This window comes from Gemmatimonadota bacterium, assembly GCA_009692115.1.
GTDB lineage: Bacteria > Gemmatimonadota > Gemmatimonadetes > Gemmatimonadales > GWC2-71-9 > SHZU01.
Map to the genome: position 1 here is coordinate 195107 of SHZU01000006.1, position 26560 is coordinate 221666.

Genomic DNA, 26560 nt, shown 5'->3' on the forward strand with positions numbered 1-26560 from the left:
ATTATGACTGCTACGGCTACGGAAAAGAATCTCGGCACCATCGTCCAGGTCATCGGCCCGGTGCTCGACATCGAATTCGCACCCGGCCACCTGCCGGAGATCTACAACGCCTTGGTCGTCGAAGACGCCACGGCCAAGATCCCGATCAAGCTGGTGGCTGAAGTCCAGCAGCATATCGGCCAGAACATGGTCCGGGCGGTGGCGATGAGTTCGACCGACGGGGTGACCCGCGGGATGGAAGTCGTCGACACCGGCGCCACCATCACGGTCCCGGTCGGCGCGGTGCCGCTGGGCCGGATCCTCAACGTGCTCGGCGAGCCGATCGACGGCGGCGCGGCGATTCCCGCGGATGCCCTGCGGTGGCCCATTCACCGGCCCACGCCCAAGTTCGTCGACCTCGAGCCCAAGACTGAAATCTTTGAGACCGGCATCAAGGTCATCGACTTGATTGCCCCGTTCGTCAAGGGCGGCAAGATCGGGCTCTTCGGCGGCGCCGGCGTCGGGAAGACGGTCGTCATTCAAGAGTTGATCAACAACGTTGCCTCGGCGCACGGCGGCAAGTCGGTCTTCTGCGGCGTCGGCGAGCGGACCCGCGAAGGCAACGACCTCTACCTCGAGTTCAAGGAAGCGAACATTCTCGACAAGGTGGCCCTGATCTACGGCCAGATGAACGAGCCGCCGGGCGCCCGGCTCCGGGTCGGTCTGACCGGGCTGACCGTGGCCGAATACTTCCGCGACGTCGAGAAGCAGGACGTGCTCCTGTTCGTTGACAACATCTTCCGGTTTACCCAGGCTGGTTCCGAGGTGTCGGCGCTGCTCGGCCGGATGCCGAGCGCGGTCGGTTACCAGCCGACCTTGGCCACCGAGATGGGCGATCTGCAGGAGCGGATCACCTCGACCAAAGACGGTTCGATCACCTCGGTGCAGGCCATCTACGTTCCGGCCGACGACTTGACCGACCCGGCGCCGGCCGCCGCCTTTGCCCATTTGGATGCCACGGTCGTGCTCAATCGCGCCATCTCGGAGTTGGGGATCTACCCCGCGGTCGACCCCCTCGACTCCTCGAGCCGGATTCTCGATGCCCAATACGTCGGCGATCGCCACTACAACGTCGCCATCGGGGTCCAGCGGACCTTGCAGCGGTACAAGGCACTGCAGGACATCATCGCGATCCTCGGCATGGACGAGTTGTCGGAAGAGGACAAGCTGGTGGTGTCGCGGGCCCGCCGGGTCCAGCGGTTCCTGTCGCAACCGTTCTTCGTGGCCGAGCAGTTTACCGGCTTTCCGGGCAAATACGTCAAGCTGTCGGAAACCGTCGAGAGCTTCGAGCGGGTGCTGGCGGGCGAGTTTGACCATCTGCCGGAACAGGCCTTTTACATGGTTGGCGGGATCGACGAAGCGGTCGAGAAGGCCAAGAAAATGGCCGCGTCGTGATGCAGGTCACGGTCATCGGCCCCGAGTCATCGGCGTTCAGCGGTGAGGCTGACGCCGTGATGATTCCGGCGTACGACGGCCAGGTTGGAATCCTTCCGAACCACGCGCCGTTCATGACGCTGCTCGGGAAGGGCGTCCTGACGGTGAAACACGGGGGACAGGAACACCGTTTCACTGTGCAGGGCGGCTTCCTGCAAGTCGTCTCTAACCGGGTCCGCGTCGTTGCCGAATATGTGGTGGCGGCGGCCTAGCGGCCCCGGCACCCGACTCGAAGGAGACTCCCCATGTTGCGTACGGCTTTCGTTACCTCCGGCCTCATGCTGATCGTGGCGGCCGATCTCACGGCCCAATCCACGGCCACCCCGGTGTTCCTCGCCCCCTATCGGGCGTTGCAGCGAGTGGAATACGGCGCCTCGCTGTCCGATCCAGGATCCGGGATTGCCGTCGAGGGGTTCTACCGATTCGGCAGCCGGAAGTACGACATCGGGTTCCGGGGCGGCTTTGCCGACACCGACCTGGGCCGGACCCAATTCCTCGCCGGGGTTGATTTTCGAACCCAGGTCATCGATCACAGCGATGATTTCCCGCTCGACGGCGCGATCACCGCGGGCATCGGCGGCCGGTTCGGCGACGGTGAGTCGCAAGCCTACATTCCGTTGGGTCTTTCCCTGGGCCGGCGGGTCGAGCTCGAGGATTCCAACGTCGAGTTTACTCCGTACTTCCACCCGGTGCTCGCCCCGACCTTCGGAGATGGCACGTACGACAGCCGGCTGTTGTTCGGCTGGGCTTGGGCGTCGATGTTTCATGCAACGAGAAGTCCGATGTCCGCGTGAGCGGCGCCTTGGGCGACTACAACGGGATCGGGATCAGCTTCGCGATCCTGAGATAGGCTGGCTTGGTGCGGACTTTGGCTTCAGCGATTGGTCTTTCCATCCTGGCAACTCCGCTCGCCGCGCAAGCGCCGGCGATTCCGATCATGAACGCCGGTTTGTCACGGGGTTTTTCGCTGGCGTCGATGGTCGGCTTCAACAATGTCGCCGCCGGCGACGGGACCGGGTTCCTTCTCTCGGGTACCGCCGGGTTCCGCCGGGTGGCCGTGGGAGCGTTTGTGTCCGGCTGGTCAGGTTCGGCGCTTGGGACGGAGACGGTCGTGGCGCGGGGCGCCAGCGTCGCGGTCAAGCTGGCCGGCGGCCCGTTGGTTCCGGTCGGCGTCACGCTACTGACCGGCGCCGGGTACTACTCGCCGAACGCGGGCGGACTCACCAACTGGCGGGTGCCGGTTGGGCTCGGCATTTCGTGGACGATCCCGCAGCCCGTCGTGGCCCTCAAATTCTGGGTCTCACCGCGGCTCGATTATTCCCGGATTCGGGCGACTCGGACCACGACGGCCACCGAGTTCGGCATGAGCGGCGGGGTCAACTTCGGATTCTTGAACGGATTCGGGCTCGACCTCGCCGTCGATCGATCGTTTACCCATGGGCTTGGCGCCAAACCGGCTTCCGTCGGCTTGGGCGCCAGCTACAACTTCAGGTAGGCTCTCCCTGACGTTTCGGAGTTTCGGGCCCGCCCTCGTCCTCCCATCGGCCATCTTCGTGGCTGCCGCCGGCGCCCAAGACGCCGCGGTACCGGTTCGGAACGCGGGCGTCACGCAGGGCATTACGGTGGGTGCCGATCTCGGCTTTGGCCGGATCAAGCGTTCCGGTACCCCCGGTGACGACCGTTCCCGGGCGATCGCGCTCGGCGCCTCGGCTGGATTTGGTCCCCTCGGCGTGACGATCGCGGTGTCGCGCGTGACTCTCGACCCGGCCGTTGGCGGGAATCAGAGCAGCTCGGTGCTGACCGGCTCGGCCCAGTTCACGGTCATTGGCGGTCCGTTGGTTCCGCTCAAGGTAGTATGGCAGGCAGGCGCGGATCGTTCCTTGACCAACGGCGGGGCGGGGTCGCCCTGGCGCGGATGGGCTGGGATTGGCGCGGCGCTCAGCATTCCTGCCGCCGTCCTGTCCATCAAGCCGTGGATTGCACCCCGGCTCGACTACATTGGAAGCCAGCCGGTGACCGGGGGCCGCATCAAGGCCGCGGTCAGCGCCGGCATCGATCTGGGGCTGCTGAACGGATGGGGACTTCGGGTCGGGTACGATAGCCGGCTCGGTTGGCGTAGCGGGGGTACTCCCGCCTCCGGTGTCAGCATTGGGACCAGCTATCATTTTCGTTAACGGACGAGGACTCGTGCTGAACATTCGACGGATCGGGCCGGTGCTGGTCGTGGCCGCCCTGGCGATGACGGGATGTGCCCAAAGTTTCGATGCCACGAGCCTTGGCGTTCCGGCAACAATGGCCTCGGCGGCGGGCGACGCGGCGGTCGGGCAGCCGTTCCGGGTGTCCTCCCACACGGTCCATGCCTTCTGGGGCTTGATGCCGCTCGGGAAGGCGCGGCTCGACAAAGCTTTGGCGAGTCAGCTGGTTGGCGGCAAGGAAGTCGCTCAACTCAAGATCAAGACCAAGAGCCGGTGGTCGGACCTGCTGTTTACGGTGCTGACGGCTGGAATCATCGCGCCGAAGACGGTTATCTACGAAGGCATCGTCGTCGGTCGCTAACGGCCAGGCGGCTCCGGAATCAGGCGGAGGGCCATGGCATCGGCCATGGTGTCCACATTCCGCAGGCGTTCGGGTTCCACCCACGAACGCCCGAGGGCTCGGAGTCGCTGCCGGGTTTCGGCGAGCACGGTCGACGTGCTCCGCGATGCCTGAGAAGAGATCCGGCAGCGGCGTGAGGCTCCCGAGCAGGTAGTACCCGCCGTCGACACTCGGTCCGAGTACCGTGGTTCCGCCCGCCAGGGCACTGCCCGCTTCCACCAACAGTTCTGTCGTAATGCCGCGGCAATCTCCGCCCAGGAGTATCAGGGGCCTTCCGTTGGGAACATCGTGGGCGGTCGCCGAGCCAGTCCCGAAACTCTCTTGAGATCGACCCGAAGCGGATCATCGATGAGATCAGGACGATGGACGATCAACTCGTCGTGGCGGCCCAGACCCCCAAGATCCTGGCGGGCCTCCTGTCGGCGTTTGCGCTCGTGGCCCCGATTCTCGTGGCGGTCGGGCGGTACGGAATCTTGAGCGGTTACGTCAACAACCGGGTCGCTGAAATCGGGGTCGGGGCCGGGATCGGCCTGTCCCTGCTGTTCGGGACGGTGTTGGCCAAGTTTCCCGCCAGCCTGCGGACCAACGAGCCGGTGCTGTTAGCCTTGGTGGCGCTGGGGTTCCTCTCGATTGCCGTCATCCCGTGTGTGATTCCGGCTTGGCGCGCGTCCCGCGTCGACCCGGCCACGGTCCTGCGGCACGAATAGCGGCGCTGGTCTCAGCCTGCGGCGAGAAGTTCTTCAACCAGCACTGCATTGCGGTCAGCCGCGCCCTGCTCGTTGGTCACGAGTTCAAGGCCGCGGGCGCCGGCGGCGGGGCCGACCGTCGAATCGGCCCAGTCGGTCCAGGTATCGGCCAGCTGTCCGGCGGCGTCGGGGCCCGAGATGGTCCGAGCCCCGCCGGCCTCGAGCAGCAGACCGGCCTCCCGGCTCGACTGCCATCGAGGACCGACGATGACCGGCACGCCGGCTGCTGCCGGCTCGAGGACGGAGTGCAGGCCCGCCGATCCGAATCCCCCACCGACATAGGCAATCCGGGCTCCGGCGTAGATCGTGGCCAAGAGTCCCACCTGATCGACGATGATGACATCCGGAACCGCTTGCCCCAGTTCGCTTAACCGCCCGGACGGCCACCCGGTCAGCCGGACGGCCGTGGTCAGCGAGTCGAGATGGGTCAGCTCATGGGGCACCAGAATCAGCCGGGCGTTGGGGACCCGGGCTCGGACCCGGCGGTAGGCGTCGAGAATGAGGTGCTCGTCGGCGGGCCAGGTCGAGCCGGCCACCAGGGTCGGGGCGCCGGCCGTTAGGCGGCGGAGGGGATCGTCCGGGGCGATGGCCCGCACCCGTTCGGCGGCGCTATCGAACCTGGGGTCCCCGGTGATGGTGATCCGGGCGGGGTCGGCGCCGAGGTGAATCAGGCGCTCGGCGTCGGGGGCGGCCACGGCGCCGATCCGGTCGAGGGCTTGATAGCCGGGCCGGGTGAGCCATCGGGCGATCGGGTGGCCTCGGCGGCTCACGGCGCTGACGGTGCCCGCGATCATTCCGAGTTTGACCCCCCGGGCGGAGGCGCCGGTGGCAAATTCTGGCCAGAGATCGAGTTTGGTAAAAATGAGGGCGGCGGGTGCCAGCACATCGAGCATTTGGCGGACGTTCGAGCGGGTGTCGTAGGGCAGGTACCCGGCGGAGTCGACCGGTTGGCGGCCGGCGAGTCGTTCCGCCGAGGGGCTGAAGAAACTGTAGACGATTTGCCAGGAGGGGTTCCGGCGCCGGAGCCGGTCGAGCACCGCGTTGGCCTGGAGGCCTTCACCGACGGAGGGCGCGTGGATCCAGACCAGCGGGCGCGAGGGGTCGCGGTGCGCGGCGGCCCATCGACGCCAGTGCTCGAGCGCGGCCCGCCGGGCCCGATCGCCGAGCGCGAGCTTCGAGGATCCTCGGGCCACCACGGGGAGGAGCGCGGTGGCCAACTCGGCCACGGTTCGATAGGCCATCGAGGTGTGGGACACGACCCAATTTAGCGGGGGCTTGTGTTTAGCGAGCGAGTTTCCCAATTTAGAGACGCCCCTACGGCAGGTATGTTCCACCCCAGGCTCAAGGAGGTGATCCATTGTCTAGTGAGATACGTCGTTCGAGCTCGAGCAGGGCAAGCGGTCGCCAGGTGATCGCGTAGGCTTCTCGAGAATTCGATCGGACGTCAGGAACCTACGGTCCCAGACGCATCGTCTCGAGCTCGAAGGACTTTCATGGTCGCGCCGCCTACCCGTTTCGGGTAGACGGCGCGACGCACTTCTGGGGGCGTTATCCGGTTACGTCATCGACTGATCCCGTTGGCGGTCCTGCCCCTGATGGCGGCGGGCCCGGATCCGTCCGCCAAGATCCTCTTAGCGCTGGCGGTGATTTACATCGCGGCCTTAGCCATGGGCGAACTGGCGGTGCGGCTCGGGCAGCCGTCGGTCCTCGGCGAACTGTTGGCCGGCGTTATCCTGGGCAACCTGCCCCTGCTCGGTGTCGAGGTGTTTCGGTTCATTCCCGACGATCCCGGCGTTGACCTGCTGGCCAGGATCGGGGTCCTGATTTTGTTGTTCGAGGTGGGCGTCGAGTCGACGGTTAGGCAAATGCTGTCGGTCGGGGCCCGGGCGTTACTCGTGGCCGTCGTCGGGGTCGCGGCACCTTTCTTCCTTGGGTTCGGTGCCGGGATGTGGCTCATTCCGGAATCGGGCCCCTACGTGCATGCCTTCATCGGGGCCACGCTGTCGGCGACAAGTGTTGGGATCACGGCCCGGGTGCTCAAGGACCTTGGGAAGTCGAACACCCCGGAGGCCCGGGTCATTCTCGGCGCCGCGGTGATCGACGATGTCCTCGGTCTGGTCATTCTGGCGGTGGTGAGCGGGGTCATCGTCGCGGCGAACTCGGGCGCGGCCATGAGCTACGGAGCGATGGGAGGGATCGTCGGCAAGTCGGTCGGGTTCCTGTTGGCCGCGGTGGTGGTCGGTGTCTGGCTGGCGCCTCGGTTGATCGCGTGGTCGGCCACGTTTCGGACCAAAGGCGCCGCACTCGGCGTGAGTCTCGCGCTCTGTTTCATCACGGCGTTCCTAGCATACCAGATCGGCTTGGCGGCGATCATCGGCGCCTTCGCGGCCGGCTTGGTGCTCGAATCCGGGCACTATCGCGCGTTCACCGACCGGGGTGACCATTCGATCGAGAATCTTCTCCATCCGCTGATTCAGGCCTTCGTTCCGGTGTTCTTCGTGGTGATGGGGATGCGGACCGACCTCCGGGCGTTTGCCGATCTCGGAGTGTTGGGCCTTGCCGGGGTATTGGCCGTGGTGGCGGTCGGGAGCAAATTGGCGGCGGGTCTGGGCGCCGGCGCCGGGATGAACCGGTTGGCGGTGGGTGTCGGGATGGTGCCCCGAGGCGAGGTCGGTCTCATTTTCGCGAATATCGGCCTCGGGCTGACGATCGGCGGGGCGGCGGTCATTACGCCGACCCTGTATTCCGCGATCGTCGTGATGGTCATCGTGACGACGATGGCCACGCCCCCGGCCCTCAAATGGGCCTTCGGGCGGCGGGCTGAATCTTGAGCGCCGTTCCCCCGTACTGAGCGGTCCATGGCAGCCACCTCCTATTGGGCCAAGACCCGCGCCCCGCGTCACAGCCTGACTTTCGCGCTTCCGCTGCTGTTGCTGTATGAGGCCCTGGCGTTTCTCCTCTCGGGGGACGCGATGGCGGGGGTGCGGAACGGCGCCGACGTGCTCCTCAAGAGTGCCTTTATGGCGTTAGGGGGCCGGAGCGGGCTCACGGTGTTCGGGGTGCTGCTGTTCGGGGTGGGGGCGGGGCTGGTGCTTCGGGACCGAAAACGAAACGGTCCGATCGAGGGTCGCCTGTTCGTTGGCATGTTGGCCGAATCGCTGGTCTACGCGTTCGTCTTGGGCGGGCTGGCCAGCACGATCACGTCGCTGCTCTTGGGCCGCTTGGGCTTTGGGCTCGCCGCGGGTGGCTTAAGACAGTTCGGATTTCCGACGCAGATCATGATTTCGCTTGGCGCGGGCCTGTATGAGGAGTTGGTGTTCCGGGTGCTTTTGGTGTCGGGGCTGGCGGCGGCAGGCCGGACCCTTCTCGGGTGGAAGCCCGCGGTCAGTGCCGTGGTGGCCACGATCATCGGCGCCATCATCTTCTCGGGGTTCCACTATATCGGTCCGTACGGTGACCCCTTCCAGCTTGACTCATTCACCTTCCGGGCGGTGGCGGGCCTGATCTTCAGCGGACTTTACCTATCGCGGGGGTTCGGAATTGCCGCTTGGAGTCACGCCCTCTATGACGTGATCCTCGCGGTCATGACCTGAGCCTCCGATCGGGTCGTGGCTTACTTGGCTGGCGGCGGCCCGGTCACACTCCACACCTCATCCGCGAAGGCCGCGGCCCAGGCAGGGTGGGTCTGCTGGATCTGATCGAGGCGATGGTCGAGAGCCCGGTAGACGAGCAGGTGCTGCTCCAGGGAACAGCGCCATTGCTCGAGGGTAATCCCACCCCGGGCCAGCGCTCGGTTGAGCGGCCGGGTTTCAGCGTGTCGATGGGCTTCGGTGGTCGACTCACGGGGAAAGAGGGCGGTTGAGGTCATCGGGCGGCCAGGACGATGCTGGTTCCGGCGGCCAGCCACACGAGACATTTGGCGAGGAAGAAGACGAATGCCACGACGGCAATTCGTTTATTGGTAGTCTTGGGCATGATGCCTGTTAAATAACAATGACTCTCATTTCCTTCTGTAAATTATGGATCGTCTTCATGAAACGCGAGGCGATTATCGACAGTCCCTGGAGCGGAACGCGAGGGCCGCCTGAGGGCGGATCGCCTTGAGTTTCTCGGCGAGGACCTGGATCACGGGTCCATCCCGCTGGATCCGGCCGAGGATCAAGAGGAATGGGGCTCGGCGGGTCACTTCGCGATAGAGTTCCTCGACCTCCTTGCGGACGATGGCGTTCAGGAATCCGAACTCATCCTCCATCAAGATGAACATCACGCCCGCGGCACTCTCCGGTCGTTGGCGAGCGACGACGAGTCCTCCAATCATGACCTGCTCTCGGTGCCGGGCCGACGCGAGAGCCCGGCTGTCGATGGCGCCGGCTCGGGTCAGGGTGGGCCGCATGTGCTCGACCGGATGCCCCGCCAGGCTCGAGCCGGTGGCGAAATAGTCGAGGAAGACCCGTTCGGTGTTGCCTAACGGTCGAGGGGCATGCTCAATGGGCCGGGACGGCGCCAGAGGCAGGGTGTCGCCAACGTGGCGGAGTGCTTCCCAAGCGGCTTTCCGGCGGTCGGGCTGCCAAGCCTCGAACGCTCCGGCCCGGGCCAGGGCCATGGCGTCGGAGCGGGCGAGCTTGGCCCGAACGACCACATCGGCGACATCTCGAAATGGAGCGGCCGCCTGATACCGGGTCAGGGATTCGATGGCCTTGGCCCCGATCCCGCGGATGAACCGCCATCCGAGCCGCAGCATGGGACCGTCGTCGGGGAGTTCGATCGTGCAGTCCGCCGTGCCTTTCGAGAGACAGGGTCCGGTGACCCTGACGTCGCTTCGGCGCGCGTCGTGAATCAGGGTGGCGATCGGATAGAATCCCATCGGCTGGGCGTTGAGGAGGCCGAGCAGGAATTCGGTCGGATAATGCGCTTTGAGGTACGCGGTGGCGTAGGCAATCAGCGCAAAGCTCCAGGCGTGCGATTCGGGAAACCCGTAGTTGGCGAAGCTCATGAGATCTTCTTCGATTTGATTGGCAATCTCGTCGGTGATCCCCTTGCCGATCAGCCGCTCGCGCAACTCGGCCAAAGCCCGGAGCAACTTGGTTCGTTTCCGCTGGTGGCCCATGGTCCGCCGGAGCAAGTCGGCTTCGGCGGCGGTATAGCCGGCCAGTGTCATGGCGATGGCCATGGCTTGCTCCTGGAAGATCGGAATGCCCTGGGTCCGTTCGAGGAGCGGCTCGAGCGCGGGGTGGAGGTAGCTGACCTTCTCTTCGCCCCGGCGCCGCTTGGTATAGGGATGAACGAACTTGGCCTGAATCGGGCCGGGCCGGATCAGCGCCACTTGGACGACCAGATCGTAGAGGCGCTCCGGTTTGGTATGGAGAATCGACGCGATCTGGGCCCGGCTCTCGATTTGGAAGGTTCCGATTGTTTCGCCCTTGCTGATCATCCGGTAGGTGGCGGGGTCGTCGTCGGGAAGCGAGTACATCGACAGTGCCGTGCCGGTTCGCGCCTCGATGGCATTGAAGGCCCGCCGGACCACCGCGAGCCCGCCTAATCCCAGAAAGTCGAACTTTGGAATGCCGAGGCTGTCGAGATCGTCCTTGTCGAACTGGATGATGGTCCGCCCCATCGAGGTCGACTCGATCGGGAGGTGGTTGCCTAACGGTTCCGCCGAGAGGACGAATCCGCCGGGGTGGGTGGACCGAAGCCGGGGCAGGTCATCGAAGGCCCGGACCGCCTCCAGGACCGTTGCTGCCTTGGGTGTGGTGAGGTCGAATCCATGGGCTTCGGCCAAGCCCTTGGTCAGGATCTCGGCGCCGTCGAGGCACCCGACCCGGTGCAAGCGCTTGGAGAGTGTGAAGGCCAGTTCGGCTGGGTAGCCAAAGGCCCGCATCGTGTCCTGGATGGCGGTACAGGCGCTGTAGATCTGGGTGACCCCGGCAATGGCGGAGTGGGATCGTTGATAGCGCCGGTACATGTAGTCGAGTACTTCCTCGCGCCGGTCGTGCTCGAAGTCGACATCGATATCGGGCGCTTCGGTCATCCCGTCGACCCGGGCTTCGGACAGGAACCGTTCGAACAAGAGTCCATGTTTGACCGGATCGACCGCGGTGATGCCGAGGCAGTAGGCCACGGTGGAGTTGGCGGCGCTCCCGCGGCCTTGGGCCAGGATGTTCCGTTCGCGCGCAAACCGGACCGCGTCCCACATCACCAAAAAAAATCCGGAATAGCCCAACCGGGCGATGACGTGGAGCTCGTGGTCGATCTGGGTGATTTCCTTGGCGCCGGGTTGGCCCCACCGCTCCCGGGCTCCTTCGAGTGCGAGGTGCCGAATGAAGCTGTCGTTGTCGTGTCCCGCCGGCACGCTGAAGGTCGGGAGCGGCGGTCGGACCCACCGGAGGTTGAACTCGCATTGGTCCGCGAGGTCGGCTGCCGTTTCGAGTCCGGCTTCCGCTCCGCGCCACCGGACGGCCATCTGCTCGGGCGAGAGCAGCATCCACTCGCCGTTCGGGTGGAGCAGGCCTTGGTCGGTGGCCGCGGGGACGGTGGTGCCGTGGCGGAGGGCCGTGAGCACTTCGTGGACCAGCCGGGTTCCGGGGTCGATATAGCGGGGGTTCCGAGTGGCGAACCAGGGCACGCCACGGTGTTTCGACAACCGAATCAGCGCGCCGGCCAGGGCCTCTTCCCGGCGCCCCGCGTAGTGGAGTCCCACTTCGATGGCGACCCGGTCCCCGAAGGCGGAGCGATAGCGCGCGAGGAGCGCGTCGGCGTCGGCGGGGCGGCGGTCGAGAATCGCGGTGGCCAAGGCGCCCGAGGCCGGCCCGGTCAGGAGGTGGAGTCCCTCATGGCGATGGGCCACGTCGTCCCAGGTGAGTTCTGGCCGGCCCCGGGTGGCGGTACGCTTGGTCCACCGGCGGAGATTCCCGACGCGCGAGTGCGTGATCAGGGCCGCCAAGTTCTGGAAGCCGATGGCGGACCGGACCAAGAGGGCCATCGGGCGGCCGTCCACGACGAGCTGGGCCCCGATGACCGGCCGGAGGCCTTGCTCTCGGCAGGTGACCCCGAACCGGACGATGCCGCCCAGGTCGGCGCTGTCGGTCAGGCCGACGGCGTGATAGCCTAACGCCTTGGCGTGACGGGCCAGCGCTTCGGGCGACACGCCCCCGTCGCCGAAGGAAAACGCCGAGTGACAGCGGAGTTCGACGAACATGGTCAGTCCCACCACCCGGCCAAGTGCCAGCGGCCGGAAGCCAGGTCGCGGTACAACAGCACCATGACGCCATCGTCCCGGATCCCGTGGAAATAGTCGCGCTCGAACCGGGTGTCGTCGAACCCGCCGGCAATTCGGTCGGGTCCCAAACTCACGGTGAGTGCGTAGGTGCGGGTGCCGTCGAAATAGCGATCGGGAACCGGCAGGCCCCGGCGCGTGATGGTCCACACTTCGATGCCGAGCGGTGCGGGCAAGGTTTGCAGGGTGAGTTCCGGCGTTAGGCCGAACGTCGATCCGCCGGGCAGGGGTCGCTCGGCGACTTGGCCGGCCGGGTCGAACCGCCAGGTCACCCGGCGTTCGGGGAGCGGATGCTCGATTCGGTGGGCGATGCCGATGGCGTCGGCCTGCTTGTCGAGTAAATGCGCCAAGGCGGTTTCAGTGGCGCGGGCGGTGGCGAAGCCGAAGTCGAAGAGATCGCCTTGGCGGTCGGCCAGGGGAGCCGTGGCGTCGACCCGGAGGGCGATCCGCATGACGGCCGCCTCGAAGGTGACGGTTTCGAGCGCGGCGCGGATGACCCGGAGCCAGGTTTTTCGGTCGGCGGTGGGGGTCGAGCACCGGACCGGGACGGCCACGATGGCTCGGTCGGCGAGCGAGAACTCGAGCCCGACCGCGTGGGCGCCTTCGCGCCGGACCGCCAGGGCGTCGGTGACGGTGCCGAGGAGCGAATTGACGATGAAGACGACCTGCTCCTGGTTCGACAATTCGTAGTCGACCCACTCGAGTTCCGCGCTCGGTAACTCTCGGGGGCGGGGACCGAAGATCGGGCGGGCATCGTCGGCCCGGGCCAGTTTCCAGATCCTCACGCCTTCGGCCCCGAACCGGACCTCGACGGATTGAGGATCGAGCCGGGCCAGGTCGCCGCAGTTCTCGATGCCGATGGCCGCGATCAGGGGATAGAGCCACCCCGGCGGTGGCGGATGGAGGACGCCCACGTCAAGCGGGGCCAGAAACGTCCGATCGGTACCCGGCGGCACCATGGTGATCCGCTCGTTACCGGTGCGGGCCGCGACTTCGGCGGCGATGGGCGTGTCGGCAATCCCGGCGTGAACCTCGGGGATATCGAGGAACTCGAAGCGTTCCAGCAACTGCCCGGCAATAGCCATTGCATCAAGCCCCCGGGCGTCGGCCCACACGATGCCTCGGCTGCACTCGAGCCGGATCCTGGGGGCACACTCAAGAGCGGCCGCGCCGATCTCAGTCGAGCGCGCCGCGTCGGTCGGCCACGCCGGGCTCGAGAGACAGACGAAGGTCATGGGCTTTGGCGGGGAGTGTAAACGTGGTGCGCTCGGACCATCCGGACGCTTTGGCAGTGACTTCGATGCTGACGGCATCGACCGCGGCCACCTCGCCGAAGGGGCCGATGGACCAGCGAAACCGGTCGACCAAAAACCGGGAGCTCAACCGAATGCTGGCGGTGAGGCCGCGATCGGTGAGGGCGACGAAGGCGCCTTGCCCTTCGTGGACCATTCGGGAGAGCCGGAGCATGGCGCTTTGGCCAGGGTCAATGCCGGAGAGGACGACCAGCGCGAAGCCGCCGGACCGGAGAAGGATTTCCGTGGCCCGAAGCGCCAGGTCCTGGTCGGCAGGCCGGACGACCAGCGGACCATCGGTCCAGCCGGGGCCGATGGTTCGGGCCCCGTCGATCCACGCCACTCGCTCGCCCCGATTGGCTACCCCTTGGCAGGCCGTCCGGAGGATGGCCGTGGCCCCCCCCGTTTTCGACTGCCATACCACCATCCGGCCCCGGGGTAGTCCGCCGTTTGGGAGGATCCGGTCGAGCGAAGCGAGCCCGGTTACGAGCGGAGGCGCCGACCGTTCAGGAAGGAGAACCGCGTTAGGGAAGCGCTCGACCAGGAGGCTTCGGAGGGCGGTGGCTCGGCTTGGGGCAACAGCGGCGGTCATCCGACAGCCTGATCAATGGGGGTCTATTGTAGCCCGAACAAACCCCGAATGTCAAGTACGCCGAGTGCCGAGTGCTATTTCCTCTTAGCCCGATAGAGGGAGTCGAGGACGTAGCGGAACAGCTCCACCGGCTGGGCGCCGATAATGAGGGAGCCGTCGATGTAGAACGTCGGGGTGCTTTGGGCTCCGCTCTTGACGGCGCCGTCGGCGTCGGCCTTGATCAGGGCGACGGTTTCTTGTTTTTCGAGGCAGGAGGCCATGGCGGGCTTGGGCAGCTTGAGTGAGTCGACCAAGGTCATCAGGAATGGCGCTGGGTTCTTGAGCGGGGCCCAGGTTTCCTGGTGCAGGAACAGGAGGTCGTGGGCCGACCAGAATTTGTCGAACTTGGCGGCGCACATCGCAAAGGCCGCGGCCGGTACGGCGTTCGGGTGAATCGACGTCAGCGGATAATTCACGAAGATCCAGCGGACCTTGCCGGTTTTCACGAACTCGTTCTCGATGGCCGGGAACGATTCCATCGCGTGACGCCGGCAGAAGGGGCACTGGAAATCCGACATCTCGTAGACGGTAATCGGGGCCGTTGGAGAGCCTTTGCTCCGCGCGGACATCGGGATCGGGCTTTGGGCGACGGCCGGTGCCGCGAGCGAGGCCAGGAGTACGGCCGCCAGAAGATTCGAACCCATATCAGTACCTCGGCCGTCGACGGCCGGTTTGAGGACTCAAGAACACCGTGTCGCCCGTGATCGCGACATTCCAGTACCACTGTCGATTCGGATCGGTCGGATCGATGGAATGGGCCGTAGCCCACCATCGTCCATTGGTCAGCGTGATGGTGGCCCAGCCGACCGCATCCGTGGTGTCGGCGACCGGGTTGGCAAAGACCCGTTCGCCCATCGAGCGAGTAATCAAAGAATAATCACGATAGACGCTGTCTTCCCACTGGCGCACCACCGCCCGGCTGGTTTCCATCGCGGGTCCGAGTTGTTCCCGGGCCCGGTCCAGTGCTGCCCGGGCGGCGGACAGCGATTCAGCTGCCGGGGCCATCGAACCGGCGGGCGCCCCGCCCGAGCGCAGGGAGTCGAGCCGGGCATTGGCCTTGAGATAGGCAATGAAAGGGGTCCGGAAGTCTAAGAACAGACTGTCGAGCTCCCGGGTCCTTGGGCGCGGCGCGGCCTTGGCCTCGAGCGCGGTCAGGATGCTGTCGCGATTATACGGAAGGAACGACACCACGAGACCGGGCACCGGCGTTTCTACGCCGTTCAAATCTGGAATACTGACTCGGATGGTGGCGGTTCGGGCCCTGCACGCGGTGGCCATGACCGCAACGACGACGAACGTGAGTGGCTTGATCAGTCCGTAACCACGTTGGGGAGGATGTATTTGAGCGGATCGACCGGGCGACCGTTGATATGGACTTCGTAGTGGAGATGCGGACCGGTCGAGAGCCCGGTGTTGCCGACGAGCGCGATCCGTTGACCCCGGCCGACTTTGGCACCCGCCGCCACCAAGACTCTGGAGGCATGAGCAAACTTGGTGACGACGCCGTACCCATGGTCGATCGTGACCACGTTTCCGTATCCAGTTTCCCAGCCCGCCGCCGTCACCACGCCGTTCGCGGGCGCCTCGATCGGCGTTCCGGCCGGGGCCGTGATGTCGACCCCCTCATGGGGGCGAGCGACGTGGAGGATTGGATGATCGCGCATGGCCGCAAAAGCACTGGACAACCACCCCTGGGTTGGTACGATCGACGGGGTGGCGCCGAGCCGTTCGGCATGCGCCGCCATGCTGTCGGCGGCTTCGCTGAAGGAGCGGGTCAGCAGGTTGGCTCGCCGAATCAACGCGCCGAGATCGACCCGGACTTCACTGGCCCGTTCGACCAAGACACTCGAACGTTCTTCGGTCGTGGCCACCGGCAGCGGACCGCCGATGCCGGCGGCGTGGACTTGCGGGTCGATCGGATCAAGATTGGCGAGGAGGCGCAGTTTGGAGTCGCGCTTCTCGAGCGAGGCCACGGAGTCGGAGAGGGTGCTCATCCGCCCCTGGATGATGCCGAGCTCGTGGGCCAGCCGGGCATTCTCGAGCGCCACGGCTTTGGCCCGCGCCATGTTGACGGTCTTCGCGACGGTGCCGTAGCCTAACAACAATGCAACCATCACCGCGGCGACCGCCAAGGTGCCGACGAGCTTGATTGCGGTGTGGGACACCTCGATGACGCGCGACGTGCTTGACCCTTGCGGCACGACAATGATAGTCCAGCGGCTCTTTTTCATCCGTGGCGATCGACCCCGAATTGACAACGTCCAGAACAGTGGCGTACTGAAAACGCTGGACAATAATGGCCCTCGTTCCGGGGGCTGTCAAGCGTCCGGTATCTGAACGCTAACTGATTGTTCGACAACGACTTGAAATGGGTCCCTAGGCCGGGTTCGGTTTCGGGAAAAGGATCGCCGGTCGGGCGATGGTAAGGCCTTGTATGACAGGGTTTTGAACAGTGGTCCATCGAATTGCAGTGAGGGGCTCCGTCTGGCCGAGACTCTGCCAGATCTCGGCCGCTTTGGCGGGGACAAAGGGCCCGACGAGCACGGTGATTCGCACCAGGGTCCGGGCCAGGGAGGCCAGGGCATCGTCCAAGGCCGACTGGTTTCCGGCCTTGGCCAGGCCCCAGGGTGCTGTTTGGGTGATGTCGAGATCGGCCGCCGCGATGATGGCCCAGATCGCGTCGAGGCCGCCTTTGAGGTCGAGTCGTTCCATGGCGGCCCGGTAGGCTGGGACGTGGTGGTCGATGACCTCTCGATCGAGCGACGTCGTTTCGCCAGTCGGCACCACACCGCCGCGATACTTCTCGATCATCGCCAAGGATCGGGCAACCAGGTTGCCGAGTCCGTCGGCCAGGTCGGAGGTATACCGAGCGTCGTAGCGTTCCCAGGTGAAATCACCATCAGCTTCGAAGCCGACTTCGCGCATCAAGAAATACCGGAGCGGATCGGCGCCGTAGCGATTGATGGCCTCATCGAGATTGACCGCGGTGCCGGCGGTCTTCGACATCTTGGCGCCGAGCCACTGCACGTAGCCGTGAGCCCACACCATTTTCGGCGGCGCGATGCCGGCGGCCAGGCACATGGCCGGCCAGAGCACGCAGTGGAACCGGGTGATGCCTTTGCCGATGATATGGAGGTCGGCCGGCCAGAGCCGTTGGTAGCCTGGTTCCGGGAATCCGGTGGCGGCGAGATAATTGATGACGGCGTCGAACCACACGTAGACCGTGTGACCCTCGCTGCCCGGGAAGGGAATACCCCAGGGCAGTCGCGACCGCGAGATCGAAATGTCCTGCAACCCGCCCTCCAGCAGGCGAAGGATCTCGTTCCGGCGGATTTCCGGTTCGACGGCCAACTCACCGCTGGTGATCAGCGCAAGGATTCGATCGCGGTAGGCCGAGAGCCGGAAGAAGTGGTTGGTCTCCTTGGTCGGGACCAGCGCCAAGGTTGGATGCTCGGCGCACTTGCCGTCGACGATCTGACTTTCGGTCTTGAAGTCTTCGCACCCGGTGCAGTACAGTCCTTCGTAGTCAGCGAGGAAGACGTCATCGGGACTTTTGGTGAGGATCCGGCTCAACAACGCGAGCACGGCTTGGGTGTGCCGGGGCTCGGTGGTGCGAATCCAGTCGTCGTTGCTGCACTCGAGCCGGTGCCAGTACCGAGTAAACCGCTCGGCCATTTGATCGACCCAGGCCTCCGGGGTGATCGCGTGTTTCGTGGACATTTCGATCACGCTTTGCGAGTTCTCGTCCATGCCCATGAGGAAATGGACGTCGTCGCCTTGGAGCCGGCGGTACCGCGCGATGGCGTCAGCGCCGATCTTCTCGAGGGCGTGGCCGAGGTGAGGATCGCCGTTGGAATAGTCGATGGCGGTGGTAAGGAAGTACTTGGCCACGTCAGGGCTCTGAGGATTCGGGCGGAGAATTGGGTTCGCCCGGGCCGGCACCGGGGCCGCGTCCCCGGCGGCGGCGGCGGCGCTTGGACCGTTTGGCCGCCTCATTCGGTTCGGCCGAGGCTGCCGCGGCGGCGGGTGGCGTTGGCGCGGGGAGCGGCGGCGCCGGCCGGGGCCGCCGCTCGGGGCGGGGCTCCGCCGCTCGCAGTGGCTCCGTTCGGGGTGGACGGGCAGGGCGTTCCCGCCGTTCTGCCGTTCGGGGGAGTGGTGCGGTCGGGATCGTCGGGGTCCCGGTGGTTGTCGGGGCTGGGGCGTCGCCCGCCGCAGCGATTTCCTCTTTGAGGTCAGCGAGCAGCACCGTCCGTGGCCCGTGCTCGTCGCTCCGGAGGAGGACCCGTTCCCGGAAGATGTCGATGGCAATCACCTTCTCGGTTCCGCGAGAGGTCCGAACGGCCTTGCCCTCCTTCGGGAATCGTTTCCGGGTTGCCACGTAAAACTCATGCTCGTATTTGAGGCAGCAGAGCAGTCGCCCGCACCCGCCTGAGATCTGGGCGGGGTTGAGTGAAAGATGCTGGTCCTTGGCAAGGGCCAAGCTGATCGGGTCGAGCGATCGGAGCCAAGTGGAGCAGCAATATTCTTTTCCGCAGCGGCCGACGCCGCCTAACCGGGCCGCTTCGTCGCGGACCCCGATTTGGCGGAGCTCGATCCGGGCCTTGAACGTGGTCGCGAGATCGCGGACCAAGTCCCGGAAGTCGACTCGTTTTTCGGAGGTGAAGTAGAAGGTGAGTTTTTTTCGGTCCCACTGCCACTCGGCATCCGACAATTTCATCTCGAGCTTGTGGTGCCGCACCCGCTCGACCGCCCGAATCCGGGTGCTATCCTCGGAGCGCCGGAGGTCATTGGCGGTCTTGATGTCGTCTTGACTGGCGACGCGGATGACCGGGCGAGAGGCCGTTGGGATGTCGCCGCCGACCGCGCAGCCGCTGCACCCGGAGGCGCACTTCTTGTCGGCGGTGTCGCCGATGACGCCGACGCGGCCGAAGTCGACGCCCCGGTCGGCCTCGACGATCACAGGCTGATGGAGGTGGAGCCGATCAGCGTCCTCGGGCCAGAGGAAGTAATCTTTGCGGTTGCCTTTGAACCGGACTTCGATCGTGGTGGGCATCAGGCTTCCGTGAAGGCCCCCATCGCCCCGTACTTGTCGGCCCGGCGCCGGATGAGCTTGTCGGGACGGACTTTGTGGAGTTCGGTGATGTGGCGGGCCAAGGCCGTGCGGAGCGACTCGCCGGTGGCCTCGGGATCTTGATGGGCGCCCCCCAGGGGCTCGGGGATGACTTCGTCGATGATCTTGAGCTTGAGCAGGTCGCTCGCGGTAATCTTGAGCGCTTCGGCGGCCCGCTCACGCTGGGTCGCATCCTTCCAGAGGATGGCCGCGCACCCCTCGGGTGTGATGACCGAATAGGTGGAGTGCTCGAACATCAGGACTCGGTCGGCAACCGCCAGCGCCAGGGCGCCGCCGGACCCTCCCTCGCCGATGATACAGGTGACGATCGGGGTCGGGAGCGAGGCCATTTCGAGGATGTTGGTGGCGAGCGCTTCCGATTGGCCCCGCTCCTCGGCGCCAATGCCGGGGTAGGCGCCCGGGGTATCGACCAGGGTAACGACCGGCGCGTGAAACCGGGCTGCCAGCTTCATCAGCCGGAGGGCTTTCCGATATCCCTCGGGGTGGGGCATTCCGAAGTTGCGTTTGATGTTCTCGCGGGTATCGCGGCCCTTCTGGTGGCCGATGACCATGACCGATTGACCGCGGAGCCGGGCCCAGCCCCCGACAATGGCGAGATCGTCGCGGTACAGCCGGTCGCCGTGGAGCTCGATGAAATCGGTGAAGATCGACCCGAGATAGTCCATGGTGGTCGGGCGCTTGGCGTGCCGCGCCACCAGCACCCGCTGGATCGGGGTCAGGTTCTGGTAGATCTCGTGTTTGAGCGTCGTCAGCTTGGCCTGGAGGGTGCCTAGCTCGGCGGCCATGTCGATCTGGCGGTCCTCGCCGACCCGTTGGAGTTCCTCGATCTGGCGATCGAGTTCCGCGAGTGGTTTTTCAAACTCCAGCGTGTAGAGACCCATGATGTCCTATCCGGCTCTGATCAGTCGTACGGCGTCGGCGCCGAGGAGCGTGCGGAGCGAAAGCACCAGTTCTTCGTTTGGGTTGACCCGGAGCCGGCGCGACCGGAGCTTGGCCGTTTCGCCGTTGCCGTCCGACCACTCAATATAGACCGGCGCGGGGCCCGCGTGTTCGGCGCAGAGGGCGGCGATGGCCCGGATCCCTTCCGCCGGGGGCGGGCTTGGCTGGCCCCACCGAATCGAGACCGCCACCGCGCCGCTCTTCCGAAAGTCGATCAGCGGCTTCGACGATTCCACTACAAACGGGGCGCGATCTTCGCCCCGGTCCCGCTGGCTGTACCCGCCGGTCAGCAACAGGCAGGCGTCCTCGAAGATGGCCTGGTTTTGTTGGGCCCACGCTTCGGGGAAGACAATGGCCTCGGCCGTGCCGTGAAAGTCCTCGAGCGTGAGCCGGGCGTACTCCTTGCCGGTCTTTTTGGAAATCTGCCGTTTGATGCTGGTCACCACCGCCCCGATGGTCACCTGTTGCTCGCTCCAGGTAAACAGGGTGGCCGTGGTTCGGGTGCCGAACAACTCGACTTCGCTCTTGAACGGCGCCAACGGGTGGCCGGAGATGAAGAAACCGATGATCTCCTTTTCGCGGGCCAACCGCTCGGCTTCCGGCCAGGGCGGGACGTCCGGGAGGGCGGTCGATTTGGGCTCGGCCTTCTGGGCTTCGGCGAAGAGCGACTCCTGGCCGGTCTCCTTTTCCTGATGGAGAAGTTGCGCTTCGCCGAGCACGGTGTCGAGGGCCGCCATCATTTGGCTTCGGTGGCCGGCCAGGGAGTCGCAGGCCCCCGCCGCGATCAACGACTCGATGACCCGCTTGTTGCAGAGCCGCAAGTCGATTCGGTTGCCCAGATCGTGGAGGGTCTCGAGCCGGTGGCCCTTCCGGGCCGCGATGATCGAATCAATGGCCCCCCGCCCGACGTTGCGGACGGCGCCAAGTCCGAAGCGGATCCGCTGGTCAGCGACGACGGTGAACTTGAAGCCGGATTCGTTGACGTCCGGGGCCAGGACCTCGATGCCCAGTTCGCGGGCCTCGTTGATGTATTGGACCACCTTGTCGGTGTCGCCGATTTCCGACGACAAGAGCGCCGCCATGAACTCCGCGGGATAGTGGGTCTTGAGCCAAGCGGTCTGGTACGAGAGAACCGAGTAGGCCACCGAGTGCGACTTGTTGAAGCCGTAGCGGCCGAAGGTCTTGATCTGCCCGGCCAAGTCGTCCATCAGCTTCTTCGGGTGGCCGAGGCCAATGCCCCGCTCGACGAATTTGGCCAGTTCCTTGTTGATGAGATCGGCGTCCTTCTTGCCCACGGCCTTCCGCAGCACGTCGGCTTCCGCGAGCGAGAAGCCGGCGAGGATGTTGGCGATCCGCATCACCTGCTCTTGATAGGTGATGACCCCGTAGGTCGGCTCGAGTACTTCCTTGAGGGACGGATGCGGATACGTCACCGTCTCCTGGCCGAGCTTCCGTTTGATGAAGACCAAGTGCATCCCGGTGTCGAGCGGGCCGGGGCGGAGCAGGGCGTTCGACGCCACCAAGTCGTCGAACCGATCGCACTTCATCTGGCGAAGGGTGTCGGTGGCGAGTGCCGATTCGAATTGGAAGACGCCGGCGGTGCGACCCTGCCGGAGCAAGGCGTAGACCGCGGGATCGTCGAGTGTGAGGGCTCCGATGTCGACGGCAATGCCATGGCGGTCGGCCACCAGCTTCACTGCGTCGTGGATCACCGTCAGGGTTCTCAACCCGAGGAGATCCATCTTCAGCATCCCGACTTTTTCGAGCGCCACCATGTCGTACTGGGTGATCATGGCGTGTTCGCCGTCGGCGGTCTGGCCGGCCCCCTTCGTGGGCGCGGTGCAGACCGGGACGTAGTTGGGCAACGGGCCCGGGGCGATGACCACCCCGGCCGCGTGGACCGATAGGTGGCGCGAAATACCCTCGATCCGGGAGGCCAGCTCCGCCATCCGGCCGTAGACCGGCATCGACTTGACCAGGGCGGACAGCTCAGGGACCTTTTCGAGCGCCTCCGCGATCGTCAGGCTGTAGGCGGGTCCGGAGGGGATCAATTTGGTGATCTTGTCGGCGTCGCCGGGGGGGACCTTGAGCACCCGGGCCACGTCCTTGATGGCTGCCCGGGCCTTCATGGTTCCAAAGGTGACGATCTGGCCGACGCTTTCTCGGCCGTACCGCTCCCGGACGTACTCGATCACTTCGCCGCGGCGTTCGAAGCAAAAGTCGACGTCGATGTCGGGCATCGACACCCGTTCCGGATTCAGGAACCGTTCGAACAGCAAATCGAACTTGAGCGGGTCGACGTCGGTGATGCGGAGGGCATAGGCCACCAGCGATCCGGCGGCTGAACCGCGGCCCGGCCCAACTGGGATACCCCGCTCCCGGGCGGCGGCAATGAAGTCCTGGACGATCAGGAAGTAGCCCGAGTACCCGGCCTTGGTGATGACTCCAAGCTCGTAGGCAAGCCGTTCCTCGACCGGCGGGGGCAGCGGCGTCCCATAGCGGTCGCCGGCACCCTTGCGCGCCAGGTCGGACAGGAGGACGTCATCGTCGGCATACTCGGCGGGGCGAGGAAAGCTTGGAAGGAAATACCGTTTCTCGAAATCGAACTCGCAGAGGTCGGCCACCCGCTGGGTGTTGTCGATGGCGTCCGGATACTCCTTGAAGAGCTTCCGCATCTCGGCTTCGCTCTTGACGTACGATTCCTGGCCGGTAAAGCGGAATCGTTTCGGATCGTCGAGGTCGGCGCCGGTTCCGATTGCGAGCAAGACGTCGTGCGCCTCTGCGTCATCGCGCTTTAAATAGTGGGCGTCGTTGGTGGCGACGACCGGAAGGCCCAACTCGCGGGACAACTCGATCATGCCGTCGAGGACGACCTTCTCTTCCGGAATGCCATGATCCTGGATTTCGAGCCAGAAGCCCTCGGGCCCGAACAGCTTGGCAAACCACTGGGCGCTTCGTTTGGCTTCCTCGTACCGCTGCTGGCGGAGCCCATAGGCCACCTCGCCGGAGAGGCAGGCGGCTAGGCAAATGATGCCCTCGGCGTGCTGCTCGAGGACTTCTTTGTCGATCCGGGGGCGGCGGTAGAAGCCCTCGGTGTAGCCGATGGAGGTTAGCTTGATCAGATTCTGGTAGCCGACCTTGTTCTTGGCGAGCAGGACCAGGTGGCTGTAATGGGCCGGGGCATCCGGCGGCTTCTGCCCCGAGCGCCGATCGCCGTAGGCCAGGTAGGCCTCGAAGCCGAGAATCGGCCGGACCTTGTTGGCTTTGCAGGTTTCGTAGAAGTTCCAGGCGCCGTGCATGTTGCCATGGTCGGTCAGGCCGACGCTGTCCATGCCCAGGCTCTTGATGTATTGGACCAGTTCGGGGATCTGGTTGGCCCCATCGAGCAACGAGTATTCGCTGTGGGTATGCAGGTGGGCAAAGGCCATCGAGACTCCATCGGCGGCCAGCGGGCCACCGAAATCTGACAGGTGCGGGGCCCCTTCGATCGGCTCCGAACGCGGAACCGGTCAGGGGACCGTATCAATACCGTGTCGCTCGGATGATGGCTAGCCGGTCGGCCCCGTCCTTGCCGAGATTGGGTTGCCCCAAGCGACAGGCCGGGAAGGTATCCGTTCCCGGTGGCGTTGTCAAAAGACGTTGTCAGTCAATGGTTTACGCGGTTACGAAAGGGAGGGGCAATGGGTCGATCCGGGGCAGTGATATCGGGCTTGTTGGTGGTGGTGGTCTTGGCAGGCTGCCAAGGCGAGCCGGTCTCGCCACCGCCTCCCCCCCCGCCGCCGCCGCCGCCGCCGCCGTCGCCCGTCGCGCAGTGCGGGAGTCAATCGACTCTCCAGCTCTCGGTCGGCCAGCATCAGGTCGTCGATCCCGGCGCGACCAGTGGGTGCGTCCGAGTTCCCACGGCCGGCGCCGCCGGGGCCGAGTACATCGTGGTGGTGGCCTCGGGCGCTCCGACCCGGAGCACGAGCGGGGTCAGCGGGGGCTACTACGTTCGCGCCAGCAATCCAGGCGCCTCCAGTGTGGCAACGCCCGCGGTGTCCCGGGCCGAGGTCGCGGAACCCCTGGTATCGCGGACCTCGGCGGCGGACCAGTTCCACATGACCCTCCGGCGGCGGGAAGCGGCCCTGGCCGCCGACCCGTCGAACCGGTCGGTGCCCGTGGCGCTGAGCGCCCCGGCCGCCCCGCCGGTGGTTGGTGATACCCGGACGTTCAAGGCGTGCAAAAACCTCGCGTGCAGCGCCTTCGACGACGTGCTCGCGACGGCGCGCTACGTCGGGACCAAGGCCGCCATCTACATGGAGAACGTGGTGCCGACCGCCGACACGTTGCGGGAGGAAGATTACGCCGACCTTGGTCGCACGTTCGATACTTATCACTATCCGATCGACGCCGCCGCGTTCGGGACCGAGTCCGATATCGACACCAACGAGCGGATCGTGATTTTGATGACCAAGTCGGTCAACAACCTCACGCCGGATTGCACCAGCGGGCGGGTGCTGGGCTATTTCTTCGGCTTGGATCTGATTACGACCGGGAGCCAGTCGGTAAACTCGAACAAGGCTGAGATCTTCTACACCTTCGTCCCGTCACCCTCGACGCCGACCTGTACCGCCATCAACCGGGTCCAGACCCTTTACTCCGTCAAGCCGACGTTGATTCACGAACTCCAGCACATGATCAGCTGGAACAAGCGGGTGATTCAGGGTTCTGGCAACGCCGAAGAAACCTGGCTCAACGAGGCGATGTCGCACTTTGCTGAGGAGCTCGGCGGGCGATTGATTCCGGCGGATCAGTGCCCGCCGCCTAGCGGTTCCAGCGCGCCGTCATGCCGGAGTCAGTACACGTCGGGCGACATTCTCAATGTGTATGACTACCTCGCGTCGACCGAAGACCACTTTCTGATCTACCCCACTTCGTCCAACGGCACTTTGGAAGAGCGGGGAGCGAGTTGGCACTTCCTCCGGTGGGTCATCGACCAGTTTGCTACCGATTCGCTGGTGGGCTCGGACTTCACGCCGTCGTTGGTCACCGGCCCGGGCGGGGCCGCGACGATCACGGCGCGGACCGGCCAGAGTCTGGCCCAACTGGTGCCGGAGTGGCTCCTGGCCGCGTATCTCGACGACTTGCCCTCGTTTACCGCGGCAAGCCCCCGGCTCCGCTTCAAGAGTTGGGGGTTGCGGTCGATCTTCACCAATCCGCTCAACCAGGGACCGAGTGGCCCGTTCAGCGGCTTTCCAGTCAAGCCCGACTCGACCAGCGGGTCGTACACCAAGGCAGGCACCCTTCGCGGCGGGAGCGGACGCCATTTCCGGCTGATCCAACAAGCCAATGGGCCCGGGATTGATTTTCAGCTGGTGAAGGACGCCGCGGGCACCGCCATCGACCCGGCGTTAGTGGCCCGGATCGGGATCGCCAGGGTTCGTTAGGCGGGCTTGGCCCGAAAGCGCCCCGGTGCCATGCCGCGGCTTTTGGTGAAGGCTTTGGTCAGGTGCCTCTGATCGGAAAATCCGCAGCGGACCGCGATCTCGGCGATGGAAATCCGACGGTCGCGGGGCAGGACCTCGGCCCGGTCGATCCGGGCTGAACGCCGGAACTCCGCCGGTGAGGTGTGAAAGTGTTTCCGGAACATCCGCGCCAGATAGATCGGATGGCCCCCCACCTGACGGGCCACCGCGTCGATCGTGTCCTGGTGGTTTTCGGCCAAAATCGATTTGGCTTCGATTAGCCAGCCGGGGGCCTGGCGGTTCCGTTCCCGCGGGTACCGCGCGATTTCGCCGAGGAGTTCGAGGCAAAGTCCCTCGATGACCAGGGCGGAGGCCGGTGACCAGCGGAGACACCCGTTCGACATCTTGCGGACGGTGGCGCCGATAGTCTGGTGGCGGAGCGCCATCGGATCCGTCGGCTGGTGTCCGACTGATTCAGCCAACCGAATCCGCTCGGCCGGAATCGACACCGTGAAGAACTGCCCCTGGATCGCGCCTGCCACCGGGTCGAACCGGTCCCGGTGGGTCGTCCCGGGTGGATTGTAGATCACCACCGATCGATCGCAGATCTCCGGTGCCCCGCATGCCGAGGCCCGGTAGGCGCCTCCGATCGGCAGGACAACGTGGGCGTCTTCATGGGTGTGGAGCCCGACCGAGCGAGTCGGGTCGGCTTCCCAATGAGCCACCGAAAACGCCCCGGCCCGCCGGTCCTGGTCGCAATGTCCGAAAAACTGGCCGGGACGAAGAATCCGGTTAGTCGAGCTCGGTCCGGATATGAGCATAGTCGCTGTCCTACGGAACCGGCGGGTGTCGAGTTCCACGAGCTTGACCGCCCAGCTTGAGTGCGGGGCACGCTTCCGCGAGATTCCGCTGGTGGAATACACCTTCGTTCGGATGGGGTTGGCGCTCTCGGCGGTGACGGCGGTCGCCATGGGTCCGCTCGCGGCCCAGGCCCGGCCAGTGCCGGCCATTCTGTCGTATCCGGCCAACGTTCGCG

At 65.4% G+C, this 26560-nt stretch carries 23 protein-coding genes; 9 read left to right on the forward strand and 14 right to left on the reverse strand.

Annotation, left to right across the window (positions count from 1 at the left end; translation table 11 throughout):
- From atpD to EXR94_09195, 5 genes are all read left to right on the forward strand, one after another.
- Positions 1 to 1434 carry a F0F1 ATP synthase subunit beta gene (atpD, locus tag EXR94_09175; protein MSR02888.1) on the forward strand — a complete coding sequence of 478 codons (1434 nt, stop codon included), beginning with the start codon at positions 1 to 3 and terminating at the stop codon, positions 1432 to 1434.
- Positions 1431 to 1685, forward strand: coding sequence for an ATP synthase F1 subunit epsilon (atpC, locus tag EXR94_09180; protein MSR02889.1), 255 nt, complete (start codon positions 1431 to 1433; stop codon positions 1683 to 1685). Before atpD ends, atpC begins: the two co-directional genes overlap by 4 nt.
- Positions 1686 to 1718: 33 nt before the next feature.
- Entirely contained in the window at positions 1719 to 2267 is a 549-nt protein-coding gene (locus EXR94_09185) for a hypothetical protein (GenBank protein MSR02890.1), read from the forward strand.
- Positions 2268 to 2332: 65 nt separating this feature from the next.
- Entirely contained in the window at positions 2333 to 2968 is a 636-nt protein-coding gene (locus EXR94_09190; GenBank protein ID MSR02891.1) for a hypothetical protein, read from the forward strand.
- A 58-nt stretch (positions 2969 to 3026) separates the two neighbouring features.
- Entirely contained in the window at positions 3027 to 3647 is a 621-nt protein-coding gene (locus EXR94_09195; protein MSR02892.1) for a hypothetical protein, read from the forward strand.
- Here the strand turns inward: EXR94_09195 and EXR94_09200 are convergent.
- Positions 3616 to 4335 carry a DUF2064 domain-containing protein gene (locus EXR94_09200; GenBank protein ID MSR02893.1) on the reverse strand — a complete coding sequence of 240 codons (720 nt, stop codon included), beginning with the start codon at positions 4333 to 4335 and terminating at the stop codon, positions 3616 to 3618. The genes EXR94_09195 and EXR94_09200 overlap by 32 nt on opposite strands.
- Positions 4336 to 4430: 95 nt before the next feature.
- Between EXR94_09200 and EXR94_09205 the strand changes: the two genes are divergently transcribed.
- The gene (locus tag EXR94_09205) at positions 4431 to 4775 is read left to right on the forward strand and encodes a hypothetical protein (GenBank protein ID MSR02894.1); all 345 of its coding nucleotides are present in this window, start codon (positions 4431 to 4433) and stop codon (positions 4773 to 4775) included.
- An 11-nt stretch (positions 4776 to 4786) separates the two neighbouring features.
- Here EXR94_09205 and EXR94_09210 read toward each other — a convergent pair whose 3' ends face one another.
- Entirely contained in the window at positions 4787 to 6172 is a 1386-nt protein-coding gene (locus EXR94_09210) for a hypothetical protein (protein MSR02895.1), read from the reverse strand.
- A 237-nt stretch (positions 6173 to 6409) separates the two neighbouring features.
- Here EXR94_09210 and EXR94_09215 point away from each other — a divergent pair, with 237 nt between their 5' ends.
- Both EXR94_09215 and EXR94_09220 read left to right on the forward strand, forming a co-directional pair.
- Positions 6410 to 7645 carry a cation:proton antiporter gene (locus EXR94_09215; protein MSR02896.1) on the forward strand — a complete coding sequence of 412 codons (1236 nt, stop codon included), beginning with the start codon at positions 6410 to 6412 and terminating at the stop codon, positions 7643 to 7645.
- A 27-nt stretch (positions 7646 to 7672) separates the two neighbouring features.
- Positions 7673 to 8407: a CPBP family intramembrane metalloprotease gene (locus tag EXR94_09220; GenBank protein ID MSR02897.1), complete on the forward strand. Its 735-nt coding sequence runs from the start codon at positions 7673 to 7675 to the stop codon at positions 8405 to 8407.
- Positions 8408 to 8427: 20 nt separating this feature from the next.
- On the opposite strand, the gene EXR94_09225 is transcribed toward EXR94_09220, so the two are convergent.
- From EXR94_09225 to EXR94_09275, 11 genes are all read right to left on the reverse strand, one after another.
- Entirely contained in the window at positions 8428 to 8730 is a 303-nt protein-coding gene (locus EXR94_09225; protein MSR02898.1) for a hypothetical protein, read from the reverse strand.
- A 132-nt stretch (positions 8731 to 8862) separates the two neighbouring features.
- On the reverse strand, positions 8863 to 12009 hold the full coding sequence (gene dnaE / locus EXR94_09230; GenBank protein MSR02899.1) for a DNA polymerase III subunit alpha: 3147 nt from the start codon (positions 12007 to 12009) through the stop codon (positions 8863 to 8865).
- A gap of 2 nt (positions 12010 to 12011) precedes the next feature.
- Positions 12012 to 13322 (reverse strand): hypothetical protein, encoded by a 1311-nt coding sequence (locus tag EXR94_09235; GenBank protein ID MSR02900.1) that lies wholly within the window; start codon positions 13320 to 13322, stop codon positions 12012 to 12014.
- Positions 13264 to 13971: a hypothetical protein gene (locus EXR94_09240; protein ID MSR02901.1), complete on the reverse strand. Its 708-nt coding sequence runs from the start codon at positions 13969 to 13971 to the stop codon at positions 13264 to 13266. Before EXR94_09240 ends, EXR94_09235 begins: the two co-directional genes overlap by 59 nt.
- 74 nt (positions 13972 to 14045) lie before the next feature.
- A complete protein-coding gene (locus EXR94_09245; GenBank protein ID MSR02902.1) occupies positions 14046 to 14654 on the reverse strand; it encodes a hypothetical protein in 609 nt (202 codons plus the stop codon).
- Between the two features lies 1 nt (position 14655).
- Positions 14656 to 15288 (reverse strand): hypothetical protein, encoded by a 633-nt coding sequence (locus EXR94_09250; protein ID MSR02903.1) that lies wholly within the window; start codon positions 15286 to 15288, stop codon positions 14656 to 14658.
- A gap of 32 nt (positions 15289 to 15320) precedes the next feature.
- Positions 15321 to 16241: a M23 family metallopeptidase gene (locus EXR94_09255; protein ID MSR02904.1), complete on the reverse strand. Its 921-nt coding sequence runs from the start codon at positions 16239 to 16241 to the stop codon at positions 15321 to 15323.
- 145 nt (positions 16242 to 16386) lie between these two features.
- Entirely contained in the window at positions 16387 to 18006 is a 1620-nt protein-coding gene (locus EXR94_09260; GenBank protein ID MSR02905.1) for a methionine--tRNA ligase, read from the reverse strand.
- The gene (locus tag EXR94_09265; protein ID MSR02906.1) at positions 17903 to 19063 is read right to left on the reverse strand and encodes a stage 0 sporulation protein; all 1161 of its coding nucleotides are present in this window, start codon (positions 19061 to 19063) and stop codon (positions 17903 to 17905) included. The genes EXR94_09260 and EXR94_09265 overlap by 104 nt, the downstream gene beginning before the upstream one ends.
- Positions 19063 to 20022 carry an acetyl-CoA carboxylase carboxyltransferase subunit alpha gene (locus tag EXR94_09270; GenBank protein ID MSR02907.1) on the reverse strand — a complete coding sequence of 320 codons (960 nt, stop codon included), beginning with the start codon at positions 20020 to 20022 and terminating at the stop codon, positions 19063 to 19065. Before EXR94_09270 ends, EXR94_09265 begins: the two co-directional genes overlap by 1 nt.
- Positions 20023 to 20028: 6 nt before the next feature.
- The gene (locus EXR94_09275) at positions 20029 to 23508 is read right to left on the reverse strand and encodes a DNA polymerase III subunit alpha (GenBank protein MSR02908.1); all 3480 of its coding nucleotides are present in this window, start codon (positions 23506 to 23508) and stop codon (positions 20029 to 20031) included.
- 252 nt (positions 23509 to 23760) lie between these two features.
- Here EXR94_09275 and EXR94_09280 point away from each other — a divergent pair, with 252 nt between their 5' ends.
- Complete coding sequence (locus tag EXR94_09280) at positions 23761 to 25506, forward strand: hypothetical protein (protein MSR02909.1); 1746 nt, start codon at positions 23761 to 23763, stop codon at positions 25504 to 25506.
- Here EXR94_09280 and EXR94_09285 read toward each other — a convergent pair.
- A complete protein-coding gene (locus EXR94_09285) occupies positions 25503 to 26534 on the reverse strand; it encodes an AraC family transcriptional regulator (GenBank protein MSR02910.1) in 1032 nt (343 codons plus the stop codon). The genes EXR94_09280 and EXR94_09285 overlap by 4 nt on opposite strands.
- Positions 26535 to 26560: the final 26 nt, after the last annotated feature.